At 73.5% G+C, this 11,211-nt stretch carries 13 protein-coding genes; 3 read left to right on the top strand and 10 right to left on the bottom strand.

Annotated elements, in window-relative coordinates; genetic code table 11:
* The 9 genes from AB0C69_RS28115 to AB0C69_RS28155 form a co-directional block, all read right to left on the bottom strand.
* Positions 1-358 (bottom strand): hypothetical protein (locus AB0C69_RS28115; RefSeq protein WP_360358196.1); only part of this gene is annotated, 358 nt, incomplete at its 3' end.
* Positions 358-666 (bottom strand): urease subunit gamma, encoded by a 309-nt coding sequence (locus tag AB0C69_RS28120; protein WP_360358197.1) that lies wholly within the window; start codon positions 664-666, stop codon positions 358-360. The genes AB0C69_RS28115 and AB0C69_RS28120, both read right to left, overlap by 1 nt.
* A gap of 34 nt (positions 667-700) precedes the next feature.
* Positions 701-1,675 (bottom strand): urea transporter, encoded by a 975-nt coding sequence (locus AB0C69_RS28125; protein ID WP_360358198.1) that lies wholly within the window; start codon positions 1,673-1,675, stop codon positions 701-703.
* A gap of 195 nt (positions 1,676-1,870) precedes the next feature.
* Positions 1,871-3,451, bottom strand: coding sequence for a fused response regulator/phosphatase (locus AB0C69_RS28130; RefSeq protein ID WP_360358199.1), 1,581 nt, complete (start codon positions 3,449-3,451; stop codon positions 1,871-1,873).
* Positions 3,448-5,172, bottom strand: a complete 1,725-nt coding sequence (locus tag AB0C69_RS28135; protein WP_360358200.1) for an ATP-binding protein — start codon at positions 5,170-5,172, stop codon at positions 3,448-3,450. The genes AB0C69_RS28130 and AB0C69_RS28135 overlap by 4 nt, the downstream gene beginning before the upstream one ends.
* A gap of 4 nt (positions 5,173-5,176) precedes the next feature.
* Positions 5,177-6,232 carry an ATP-binding protein gene (locus tag AB0C69_RS28140; protein ID WP_360358201.1) on the bottom strand — a complete coding sequence of 352 codons (1,056 nt, stop codon included), beginning with the start codon at positions 6,230-6,232 and terminating at the stop codon, positions 5,177-5,179.
* Positions 6,220-6,630: an anti-sigma regulatory factor gene (locus tag AB0C69_RS28145; RefSeq protein WP_360358202.1), complete on the bottom strand. Its 411-nt coding sequence runs from the start codon at positions 6,628-6,630 to the stop codon at positions 6,220-6,222. Before AB0C69_RS28145 ends, AB0C69_RS28140 begins: the two co-directional genes overlap by 13 nt.
* On the bottom strand, positions 6,627-7,013 hold the full coding sequence (locus AB0C69_RS28150) for an STAS domain-containing protein (protein ID WP_360358203.1): 387 nt from the start codon (positions 7,011-7,013) through the stop codon (positions 6,627-6,629). The genes AB0C69_RS28145 and AB0C69_RS28150 overlap by 4 nt, the downstream gene beginning before the upstream one ends.
* Positions 7,013-7,846 carry an STAS domain-containing protein gene (locus tag AB0C69_RS28155; protein ID WP_360358204.1) on the bottom strand — a complete coding sequence of 278 codons (834 nt, stop codon included), beginning with the start codon at positions 7,844-7,846 and terminating at the stop codon, positions 7,013-7,015. The genes AB0C69_RS28150 and AB0C69_RS28155 overlap by 1 nt, the downstream gene beginning before the upstream one ends.
* A gap of 340 nt (positions 7,847-8,186) precedes the next feature.
* Here AB0C69_RS28155 and AB0C69_RS28160 point away from each other — a divergent pair, with 340 nt between their 5' ends.
* From AB0C69_RS28160 to AB0C69_RS28170, 3 genes are read left to right on the top strand one after another with little or no spacing between them, the layout of a single operon-like run.
* Positions 8,187-8,828, top strand: coding sequence for an urea carboxylase-associated family protein (locus tag AB0C69_RS28160; protein WP_345179459.1), 642 nt, complete (start codon positions 8,187-8,189; stop codon positions 8,826-8,828).
* A 47-nt stretch (positions 8,829-8,875) separates the two neighbouring features.
* Positions 8,876-10,006, top strand: coding sequence for an NADH:flavin oxidoreductase (locus tag AB0C69_RS28165; protein WP_345179460.1), 1,131 nt, complete (start codon positions 8,876-8,878; stop codon positions 10,004-10,006).
* Positions 10,007-10,040: 34 nt separating this feature from the next.
* Positions 10,041-10,907, top strand: coding sequence for a polysaccharide deacetylase (locus tag AB0C69_RS28170; protein ID WP_345179462.1), 867 nt, complete (start codon positions 10,041-10,043; stop codon positions 10,905-10,907).
* A 14-nt stretch (positions 10,908-10,921) separates the two neighbouring features.
* On the opposite strand, the gene AB0C69_RS28175 is transcribed toward AB0C69_RS28170, so the two are convergent.
* On the bottom strand, positions 10,922-11,110 hold the full coding sequence (locus AB0C69_RS28175; RefSeq protein WP_360358205.1) for a helix-turn-helix domain-containing protein: 189 nt from the start codon (positions 11,108-11,110) through the stop codon (positions 10,922-10,924).
* Positions 11,111-11,211 lie beyond the last annotated feature (101 nt).

The following is an 11,211-nucleotide window of genomic DNA, read 5'->3' on the forward strand; positions in this document are numbered from 1 at the left end:
GTCCGCCAGGCCGCGGAAGTACAGCAGCCACAGGCACACGACGGCGACGAACCCGACCAGCGCCGCCAGGAGCACCATGGCACCGACGTCGAGCCAGCGGCCCGGCCAGCAGCAGGTCTCCCGGCGCCCGCTCCCGGGCCGCCCACCTCAGGGTCTGCGCGGTGACGACCGGCAGGTCCGGGTCGCGCCCGAGCGTCATCGGCACCGCCACGAGGCGGTCGCCCGGCCGCAGCGCCGAGTGCAGGTCCCGTCCCGCGGCGTGCACGCGCGGGCCCCCGGAACCGGCCAGGTCCGGAAGGCACCGGCCCTGGCGGCTCTCGTGCCCGCCGACCAGGGCGACCCGGCGGCCGCCGGACACTATCTGCCGCCGACCGGGTCGTGGCAGGAGACCAGCTTGGTGCCGTCGTCGAAGGCGGCCTCGACCTGGATCAGCTTCAGCATCGCGCGCACGCCGGGCAGCACGTCGCCGGGCCCGACCACCCGCTTGCCGAGCTCCATGCACTCGGCGACGGTCCTGCCGTCCCGGGCCGCCTCCACGATCGCGGAGCTGATCAGCGCCACCGTCTCGGCGTAGTTCAGCTTCAGGCCCCTGTCCCGGCGCTGCTGCGCCATCTGAGCGGCGGTGAAGAGGACGAGCTTGTCCATCTCCCGCGGGGTGAGGTTCATCGATTTCCCTTCCGCGCCCGACCGCCGCCGGCGGTCACCCAGCGCGCTCGATCTTGTTGAACATCGGGACGGCGGCGAGGAACACCCAGGTCACCAGCACGAACGGCCAGGTGAGGGTGTGGCCTCCGACCACCTCGAACAGGGTGCCGACGCCGGCCGTCAGGCCCGCCGCCGCCACCGTGCCGACCACGGCGTAGGCGGCGCTCACCGAGGTGACGACGACGAAGGTGCCGAACAGCGCGAGCCCGGTCAGCACGGAGTTGTAGCCGTACAGGCCGGCCCCGAGGTCGGCGGCCTGCGCCCCCAGCGCCCAGCCGGTGAGCAGGCCGATCAGGCTGGAGACCAGGGCCACCAGCCCCGTCACCCAGCCGGCGACGACCAGGCCGGCCAGGAAGATCAGGCCGACGTACCACTTGTCCTGGAAGAACACCTGGCCGACGCCGTTGAACGTGCCCTTCCAGAAGTAGGTCCAGGTCATCGCCGTGCCGGGAGCGGACGCGGACGGCGGGGCCGAGCCCGCGTGCTCCGCCCACACCCGGCCGAAGGACGGCCCGCCGATGACCATCACGGACGTGATCACGCAGAAGGGCGCGGTGAACGTGGGCAGGTCGTACGGGGCGAGGAACGCCCGCAGCGCCGAGGTGAGCACGCTGCCGGCGATCGCGCCGCCGATGACCAGCAGGACCGTCATCCACCGGGGGTTCAGGTAGAGCACCAGGCTGACGCCGATCAGCGTGCCGCAGAAGCCCTCCAGGCCCAGCGAGATCCGGTCCCGCCAGGAGACGCCGAGGAGGTGGGCGGTGAGCGTGGCGACGACCGTCCCCAGAAGCCCGTAGGCGCCGAACTGCCAGCCGCCCGCGAACAGGGCCGCGAGGAAGATCAGACCGGTCCAGTGGTTCGGCTGGAAATCGACCTGCGCGATGCCCCTCGGAATGGTGAGAAGGTAGTCAAGGCCTCGCCGTCGCTCCGGTTCCGCTTCCGGTTCCGACGGATCCGGTGCCGAGGACAAGTGCACTCCCTAATGGCCCGCGCACGATCGCGGAGCGTGGATTCCCGTACGCCTCGCCTGATTCCCGCTGCCTCGATCGACTAGCTCAAGGGAAGGCACGTTTTGGGTCAATCACCGCGCACGCGATCGGGTCGGATCCCGCCCCCGGCGTGTCACGGGGACGGTGACTCCCGGCGATTCCTCGGCGCCTCTGACTCAGGCGTCGCGGCGCAGGACGATGAGGGCGACGTCGTCCTCGCGGTGGCCGAACTCGGTGATGATGCGGTCGCTGTAGGCCTCCAGGTCGTCGTCCACGTCGGTGGCGAGGACCCGGAGGCGTTCGAGGTTGGCGGCCAGGGAGACGGTGCGGTCCTCGACCAGCCCGTCGGTGATGAGCACGACGGTGCCGCCCGGCGGGACGGTCGTTTCCTCAAGGCCGAGCCGCTCGGCGGGGAAGCCGAGCAGGAGGCCGCCCCGGCCGCCGTACTCGGCCAGCCCCCCGGCGATGTGGAGGGGCGGCAGGTGGCCCGCGTTGGCGACCTGGAGCCGTCCCGTGCGCGCGTCCAGCGACATCAGGCACATCGTGGCGGTCTGGTCGTCGTGGTAGCGCTGCATCACGGTGTTGAGCAGCCTGAGGATCTCGGTGATGCCATGGCCCTCCGCGGCGAACGCGCGCATCGCGTGCCGGAGCTCCGCCATGACGGTGGCCGCGTGCAGGGAGTGCCCCTGCACGTCGCCGATGGCCACCAGGACGTCCTCGCCGCGGTCGATGACCTCGTAGAAGTCGCCGCCCACCTCGGCCTGGTCGCTGGCCGGCTCGTAGCGGACGCTGAACGCCCAGCCGGGCATGGCGGGGTGGACGGCGGGCAGCAGGCTGCGCTGGAGCGTCAGGGAGATCATGTGCTCCTCGGTGTAGGAGCGCAGCGCCTCCATCGCCAGCGCCACCGCCTGGCCCAGCTGGCGCAGGAGGTGGGTGGCGTCCTCGTCGGACGCGCCGCCGGCCTCGATCGCCACCCCGATCGCGGGGCGGCCGGGCTTGGCCCGCGAGGTCACCAGCAGGACCTCGCCCTTCGGCTCGCTGTCGGGCAGCAGCTCGCGCCAGCGCGCCACCGGCACGGCCGCGATGCGGGTGCCGGTGTCGTCGCCGAGGCCGGTCGCCGCGGCGAGCCGCGCGGGCACGTCGGGAGGGCAGGGCCGGTTCCACGGTTCGCCGCCCAGGTTGGCGGTCCTCCTCACGTGGCCGTCCGGGGGGAGGATGTAGACCGCCGCGGGGGACGAGAAGATGTCGAACGCGCCGCGCGCCGCCACCGCCGCGAGCCCGTCGAAGGTCGTGGCGGCGTTGATGGCCAGCGAGGTGCTGGTGAACGCCGCCATCCGCTCGGCGATCCGCTCGGCGCGGCGCCGGGCCTGGTAGTAGCGCAGGACCGCCTCGGCGGTGGCGATGAACTCGCCCGGGTCGATCGGGTCGGTCATGTAGGCGTCGGCGCCGCGCCGCAGCCCGTGGGTGCGGTCGGTGGCCTCGACGGCCGTGGCGGAGATGTGCACGACGGGCAGCGACGCCGTCGCGGGGGCGGCCTTGATCTGCTCGCAGACCTCCATGCCGTTCGCGTCCGGCAACTGGACGTCGAGGACGACCAGGTCGATCTGGTGCTCGGCGAGCCGTTCCCAGCACTGGGCGGCGGTGGCGGCCTCCACGACGGTGTGCCCGGCGCGGCGCAGCCAGCTGCCGATGATGTAGCGCTTGGTCTCGTTGTCGTCGACGACCAGGGTGGTCGCGGTGGGGATCACGTCGGTCATGGTGTCCGCGCCGTTCGCCGGGCCCGGGCCCGCGCCACCGCGTCGGCGAGCATGACCGGGGCGAGCTGGGCCTGGTCGAGGACGGCGTCGACGCGCTCGGGCCGCGTCCCGTCCGAGGCGGCCGCGTCCGACGGGGCGATCTGCACGACGGCGGTCCCGGCGGGCGGCCCGCCGGGTCCGCCGACCGCGTCGGCGGCGGAGATGCCGGGACCGAGCAGGATCAGCTCGGGCGAGTCGGAGGAGGCCGCCAGGTCCTGGACGGTCTCCGGGTCGCCGGCCTCGCTGACGCGCTCGGCGGCGTCGCCGATCATGTCCCGCAGCAGCCGGCGCGCGGCGCCGTCCCCGTCGGCGACCAGCACGTGCGCGAGGCGGAGCTCGGCCAGGCTGAGGTACGGAGGGAGGCGCAGCGTCACCGTCGTGCCCGCGCCGACCTCGCTCTCCAGCGTCAGATCGCCGCCGAGGGCGTGGGCGAGACGGCGGGAGTAGGTCAGGCCGAGCCCCGTTCCTCCCGGCTTGCCGCCCGGTACCTGGTAGAACTCCTCGAAGACGCGTTCCTGCTCGCCGGGTGGGATGCCCATCCCGGTGTCGGCGACGACGAACTCCAGGTGGCCGGGTGCGCGCCGGGTCGTCAGGCGCACCTCGCCCTCGTCGGTGAACTTCAGCCCGTTGGCCACCAGGTTGCGCAGGATCCGGGTCAGCATCACCTCGTCGGTGACCAGGGTGAGGGCCCCCGCCTCGGCGGCGTCCACCTGGAGCCGCACTCCCGACTGCTCGGCCATGGGCGTCATCAGGTCCGCCAGCTGCCGCAGCATCAAGGAGACCTCGACGAGGGTGCGGCGCGGCGCGAGCCGCCCCTGTTCGGCCTTGGCCATGTCCAGCAGCTCGTTCACCAGGGAGAGCAGGGTCTCGCTGGCGCCGGCGATCAGCGAGACCTGGTGCCGCTGCTCCCCGGTGAGGGGTTCGGCCGCGGGGTCGAGGAGCAGCCGGGCGAGCCCGATGACGCCGTTGACGGGCGTGCGCAGCTCGTGGCTGATGTTGGCCCAGAAGCGGTTCTTGGCCTCGCCCGCCTCGCGGAGCTGGTCGGACTTCTCCTCCAGCTCGGCGTACAGCGCGACCACTCCCCGGTTGGTCTCCTCCAACTCGGTGGAGAGTTCGTTGTAGAGGGCCATCACGCCCTGGTTGGTCTCCTCCAGCTCGGTGTTGAGCGCGCGGAGCTCCTCGCTCTGCCGCCGGACGTCCTCCAGCGCCTCGACCAGCTCGGCGTTCTGGGTCCGCAGTTCCTCCAGCGCGGTGGCGGGCTGCAGGCGCGCCAGCCGGGCGCGCAGGTCGGCCAGCGTCGCTCCCGCCACCGCGACGGCGTCGGCGGGCAGGTCCTTGGCGAGGCGGACGGTCCGCTTCGCCTCCAGCCCCGTCTCCTCCACCAGGTCCATGAGGCGCGCGGCGGCGGCGTCGCCCTCCATGGGACGGCGGTCGCCGCGCGCGGGCGCGTACTCCAGGTCGATCAGCAGCCGCGGCACGGGACGCACGTCGAGGCAGAAGACCACCGCGACGCTGCCCGAGTGGGCCACCAGCTCCCGGCCGACCTCGCTGAGCGCGGTGGCGACCCGCACCTGGTCCTGGACGTCCAGCCGGACCGCCGCGGCGACCTGCCGGCCGGCCTGGCGGAGGGCGAAGACCCCCTCGTCGTCGGCCACCCGCAGGCGCAGCAGTTCCTCCGGCATCGGCTCACCTCCGTCCGGCGGTGGTCACGGCCAGCACGCAGCGGTCGTCGTGCCGCACCCCGGCGGAGCGCAGCAGGTCCGCGGCGATGAGCAGCGGCTCGCGGGAGGGCCCGGGACGGCCGGCGGGGCCCCACTTGTCGGTCAGCCCGTCGGAGTGCAGCACCACGGCGGCGCCCTCCGGCAGCTCGTAGGCGTGCTCGCGCAGCGTCCGGGTCTTCGCGCCGGCGATGCCCGGCACCGAGATCATGCCCTGCCGGCGGTCGGGACCGACGATCCATCCGGCGACGTTGCCCAGGCCGGCGAACCGCACCGCGCCCGCCGCCGGGTCCACGGCCGCCACCGCGACCGCGCCGCCCCGGGTCGCCCCGAGGCGCTGGTGCACCTGGCGCAGCAGGTCGAGGGGGCGCGCCGGCAGCACGGCCTCGCGCATCGCCGTGACGGCCTCCCGGCCGGCCCGCGCCGCCATCGGCCCGTGCCCGAGGCCGTCGCAGACCATCGCGTAGACCGTTCCGCCGTCCAGCCGCGCGGCGTAGGCGTCGCCGCACTCCTCTTCCCCGTCGATCGGCCGGGTCAGCCCGGCGAAGGGCGGGCCCGGCGCCGGGCCCGCCTCCCTGCCGGCGGGCCGCGTGAACCCGGCGTACAGGACGGTGCCGGCGCCCGGGAGCGAATGCATTCCGGTGCGATCGGCGAGCCGCTCGATCGACCCGAGCCCCAGGCCGAGCGTGCCGGACGTGGAGTGCCCGTCCAGGCGGGACGCGCGGACATCGGTGATGCCGGGGCCCCGGTCCAGGCACACGAGCTCCAGCGAGGCCTCCTCACCCGTCCGGACGATCCGTACGAGCATCTCGCCCTGCACGGCGTGCTTGGCGAGGTTGGTGGCCGCCTCGGTCACCGCGAGCTGGATCTGCCCGAGGCGCTCCCCCGCGAAGCCGAGCCTCTCGGCCAGGCGGGCGGCGTGGCGCCGGGCGCCGGCCGCCGCGCTGGCCTCCTCGGCCCGCAGCCACACCGCGTCACCGGGCGGCGGGCTGGTCATCCATCCGGTGCCGGTCAGCGGATCCACTTGGTCACCGTCACCGTGGTGCCCCTCCCGACCTCGGTCTCCAGCTCGAACTCGTCCGCGAGGCGCCGCGCGCCCGGCAGGCCCAGGCCGAGGCCGCCCCCGCTCGTCCACCCTTCGGTCAGCGCCTGCGCCACGTCGGGGATCCCGCCGCCCGAGTCGGTGAACACCAGCCGCACCCCGGCGCGTCCCCGCGCGTTGACGACGGACTCCACGCGCGCGGAGCCGCCTCCGCCGTGCACCAAGGTGTTGCGGGCCAGCTCGCTGGCCGCTGTGACGATCTTGGTCTGGTCGACCAGCGACATCCCCGCCGACGCCGCCGCGGCCCGCACGAGCTGCCGCACCCGGACCACGTCGTCGTTGGAGGTGATGGGGACGGAGTCACCCGCCGGAGTCGTCACGGAGCGTCCACCGCGCCGGGGGCGATGGCCGGCAGCGGCGCGCCGAGCAGGCGCATGCCCTTCTCCAGGTCCAGGGCGGTGCGGACGCCGCCCAGCGACAGCCCCAGCTCGACCAGGGTGATCGCCACCGCGGGCCGCATGCCCACCACGACCGTCTCGGCGTCCATCAGCCGCGACATCGAGGCGATGGTGGCGAACATCCTGCCGATGAACGAGTCCACGATGTCCACCGCGGTGATGTCGATGATCACACCGCGTGCGCCCGTTCTGACGATCCGGTCGGCCAGATCCTCCTGGAGCGCCAGCACGGTCTGGTCCTGCAGGTCGATCTGGATCGACACCAGCAGGACTTGGCCGATCTTCAGAATCGGCACGCGCTCCATCAGGCCCCCGCCCCGGCGACGACCCGGGTGCCGCTGCGCTCCAGCGCCCACTCCAGGGCGTCGGCCAGGGAGGCCTTGGTCGGGATGTCGCCGAACTCGATCCCGAGCGCCACGATGGTCTGGGCGATCTGCGGGCGGATGCCGGAGATCACGCAGTCGGTGCCCATCAGCCTGGCCGCCATCACGGTCTTCAGCAGGTGCTGGGCCACCTCGGTGTCCACGGCCGGGACGCCGGTGATGTCGATCACCGCGAACTGGGAGCCCGTCTCGACCAGGCGCTCCAGCAGGGTCTCCATCACCACCTGCGTGCGGGCGGAGTCGAGCGTGCCCACCAGCGGGACCCCGAGGATCCCCTCCCACAGCTTCACCACGGGCGTGGACAGTTCGAGCAGCTGCTCGGTCTGGTCGGCGATGACCTGCTCGCGCGCGGCGGCGTAGGTCTCGAAGGTCAGCAGCCCCAGATCGTCGATCTCGGAGGAGAACGCCGTGAACTCGGCGTACGCCGCCACGTCGCCGAGGGCGCCGACCTGCTCCAGGACCGCCTGCTTGATCGAGAACACGCTCACCGCGGTCTCGCTGGGGCTGAATCCCTGCCGGGCGCGGGTGCGGGAGATCTCGGTCAGCGCGGCCCGGAGTTCCGCGGCCGCCTCCCGCTCTCCGCCTGTCGCCTTCTCGATCAACCCGTACAGCTCGGAGAGCTCGGCCCGGAGCTCACTCTCCGTGATCCGGCCGCGCACCCCCGCGACGACCAGGTTGACCCACCGGTCAAGAATGACATCGCGCCGGGAGCTCAAAAGCTCCGGAAGATGCGCGTCGCCTGTTCCCTTACTCAACTGCCGTGTCCCTCTCTGCCGACGGCACCTTCATCACGCATGAACGCTGCGGGAAGAGTACCGCCCATATCAGAGAGAAACGGACCAGGCGCCATGATCATTCGGAACGGGCGGCGGTGTGGCTCCGGTCCGGGCCGCGTCCGGCGAGCGGGCCGTGGACCATGAGGCGACCGACCGGCGGCCCGCTCCGCCGGTTACCGGCCGTGACCGAGGGTGCATGGCCGCCATCGGCCGCGCCCCGTGCGGGCGCGAAGCGGGCACGCCGGAGGGCGGGCCGGGCACTGACCCGTCAGGGACGGTCGACTATGGATGAAGGTCCACCCGACCTCGACAAGCCTGGATGAAGCTCTATGGCCAGGGCGGTCCGGCCGGTGGTGTGCTGTCCGGCATGGTGACGATGGGACGGACGATGGTGCCCGCCGGAGAAGGCCGGGCGGTGCGGGTGGGCGCCGGGCGGCGGGTGCGCGTGGTGGACGTGGAGGGCGGCCAGGTCGGCGACCTGTTCGCGTTCGCCGCGGACGACCCGCGCGAGCATCTGAGCGCCGCGCACACCCGCAGCGTGACGAGCCGGCTCTTTCCCCAGGTGGGTGAGTCGTTCGTCACTGATCGGCGCAGGCCGATCCTGACCCTGGCGGACGACACCTCCCCCGGCTCGCACGACATGCTGATCGCCGCATGCGACCCCGCCCGGTACGAGGGGCTCGGAGCGCCGGGGCACGCCTCGTGCGCGCGGAACCTCGAATCGGCGCTGGCGGGGATGGGGCTGTCGACCGCCACCGTCCCGCAGCCGGTCAACGTGTTCATGCGGATCCCGGTGGAGGCGTCCGGACGGCTGCGATGGCTGGCCGCCGAGAGCCGGGCCGGGGACGCGATCACCTTCGAGGCGGTCATGGACTGCGTCGTCGTCGTGTCGGCGTGCCCGCAGGACCTGGCCGGGATCAACGCCGACGGCCCGACCCCGATGGCGATCGACGTCCTGTGAGACGGACCGGCCCCGACCCGGTCCACGGAACGAGAAGGAGAGCGAAGATGACCGTGAAGATCGCGCATCCGGCGCTGGAGCCGGGACGAGCCGGCGGGCTGCGCACGTCCAACCGCCTGGTGGTGGCGCCGATGACACGCGTCTCGGCCGCGCCGGACGGCACCCCGACCCCCGAGATGGCCGAGTACTACACGGAGTTCGCGCGCGGCGGCTTCGGCCTGGTCATCACTGAGGGGACCTACACCGACACCGTCTACAGCCAGGGCTACCTCAACCAGCCGGGCCTGGTGTCGGAGCGGCACGTGGCCGCTTGGCGAGAGGCCACGGCCGGTGTGCACGAGGCCGGGGGCTCCATCGTGGCCCAGCTGATGCACGCGGGCGCGCTGTCCCAGGGGAACCCCTACCGCGACGACACCGCGGGGCCGTCCGCGGTGGTGCCGCAGGGCGTCAAGATGCCCGAGTACGGCGGGCACGGCCCCTGGACGGCCCCCAAGGAGATGAGCCTGGACGACATCAGGCAGGCCGTGGACGGTTTCGTCGCCTCGGCGGCGAACGCCAAGCGCGCCGGGTTCGACGGGGTGGAGGTCCACGCCGCCAACGGCTACCTGCTGGACCAGTTCCTCACCGACTACACCAACCTGCGCGAGGACTCCTACGGCGGGCCGGTCGCGTCCCGGGTGCGCCTGGCGGCGGAGGTCGTCGCGGCGATCCGCGCGGAGGTGGGGCCGGACTGGAGCGTCGGGGTCCGGGTGTCGCAGACCAAGGTGAACGACTTCCGGTACCGCTGGCCCGGCGGCGCCCACGACGCGGAGGTGATCTTCGCCGCGCTGGCCGAGGCGGGCGCGAGCTACCTGCACGTCGCGAGCGAGGGGCGCAACTGGCTCGAATCCGCGCGGCTGGACCGGGGGCTCACCGTCACCGGCCTGGCCCGCCGGGTGAGCGGCCTCCCGGTGATCGCCAACGGGGGGATGCACGATCCGGACCTGTCGGCGCAGGTCCTGGCGGACGGCCACGCCGACCTGGTCTCGGTGGCCAGGGGCGCGCTGGTGCACCCCGACCTGCCGCGCCGCCTCGCCGAGGGCACGCCGTCCGAGCGGTTCGACCATGCGATGCTGTCGCCGATGGTCACCCTGGACAACGTCCGGCGCTGGCGGCTGGCGGCCGGTGCGGACGCCTGATCCGGCGGCGGAGGGCGAGGAGAGGGGCGGGGACATGGCCGGAAGCTGGCACGGCGGGGCCGCCGCGGTGGTCGCCCTGGGCTTCGACGTGGACGCCGAGACGCCGGTCCTCGCCCAGGGCGGCCGGTACGCCGCGCACGCGAGCACGATGTCCCACCAGGCCTACGGGCCGGACGTGGGGCTCCCCCGGATCCTCGAACTGCTGGACGACCTGGAGGTCCCGGCGACGTTCTTCGTGCCGGGCTGGGTGGCCGAGCGGCGCCCGGGGCTGGCCGCCTCCATCGTCGAGCGCGGGCACGAGGTGGCGCACCACTCCTACTCCCACCGTCCGCCCACGTCGATGTCCCCGGAGGAGGAGCGCGCGGACTTCGAGCGCGCCCTGGAGGTGTTCGCCGGGCAGGGCATCGAGATCACCGGGCACCGGGCGGCGCTGTGGGAGGCGTCCTGGACGACGGCGGAGCTGGTGGCCGAGCACGGGCTGCGCTACGACTCGTCCCTGATGGGCGACGACCGGCCCTACCGGGTGCCCACCGCGGCGGGCGAGATCGTCGAGCTGCCGGTGCACTGGTCGCTGGACGACTGGGAGCAGTACGCCTACCTGCCCGAGCCGCACGTCGGGGCGGTCATCGAGTCGCCGGGCAAGGTGCTGGAGCTGTGGCGGGCGGAGCTGGACGGCATGCGGCACTACCGGTGCCTGTTCAACCTGTGCGTGCACCCGTTCCTGTCCGGGCGGCCGGGCCGGGCGCTGGCGCTGCGCCGGTTCATCGAGTACGCGCGGGAGTGCGGTGACGTCGCGTTCGCCCGCTGCCGGGACGTGGCGGAGGCGGCGCTCGCCGATCCGGACGTCCGGCCGCGTCCCCACCGCCCCCCGCGGGTGGACCCGGACGTCCACCCCCACTGACCGCCCGCCCCGGGTCAGGCCATGTCGGCGGCCCGCAGGGCCAGGAACAGGTCGACGCGGTCGGCGGTGCGGGCGGTGTCGCGGCCGGTCAGCTCGGCGATCTTGGCGAGCCGGTTCCGCAGCGTGTTGACGTGCACCCGCAGGGCGGCGGCGGTGGCCTGCCAGTGCCCGTCGTGGTCCAGGAACGCGCGCAGCGTGGCCATCACCGCGAAGCCGGCTGCGGCCAGCGCACAGCGAGTCGTTCATGAGGCGGGGGAAGTTGCGCATCGTCGCCGTGAGCGCGCTCCTCGCCTCGGTGAGCACC

Source organism: Actinomadura sp. NPDC048032, assembly GCF_040653175.1.
Classification (GTDB): domain Bacteria; phylum Actinomycetota; class Actinomycetes; order Streptosporangiales; family Streptosporangiaceae; genus Spirillospora; species Spirillospora verrucosospora.

Coding starts and splice junctions, on each gene's coding strand:
- AB0C69_RS28120 (WP_360358197.1), bottom strand. CDS start 666: ATGAACCTCACCCCGCGGGAGATGGACAAGCTCGTCCTCTTCACCGCC.
- AB0C69_RS28130 (WP_360358199.1), bottom strand. CDS start 3,451: ATGACCGACGTGATCCCCACCGCGACCACCCTGGTCGTCGACGACAAC.
- AB0C69_RS28135 (WP_360358200.1), bottom strand. CDS start 5,172: ATGCCGGAGGAACTGCTGCGCCTGCGGGTGGCCGACGACGAGGGGGTC.
- AB0C69_RS28150 (WP_360358203.1), bottom strand. CDS start 7,013: ATGGAGCGCGTGCCGATTCTGAAGATCGGCCAAGTCCTGCTGGTGTCG.
- AB0C69_RS28160 (WP_345179459.1), top strand. CDS start 8,187: ATGAAGCTCTATGGCCAGGGCGGTCCGGCCGGTGGTGTGCTGTCCGGC.
- AB0C69_RS28165 (WP_345179460.1), top strand. CDS start 8,876: ATGACCGTGAAGATCGCGCATCCGGCGCTGGAGCCGGGACGAGCCGGC.
- AB0C69_RS28170 (WP_345179462.1), top strand. CDS start 10,041: ATGGCCGGAAGCTGGCACGGCGGGGCCGCCGCGGTGGTCGCCCTGGGC.
- AB0C69_RS28175 (WP_360358205.1), bottom strand. CDS start 11,110: ATGGCCACGCTGCGCGCGTTCCTGGACCACGACGGGCACTGGCAGGCC.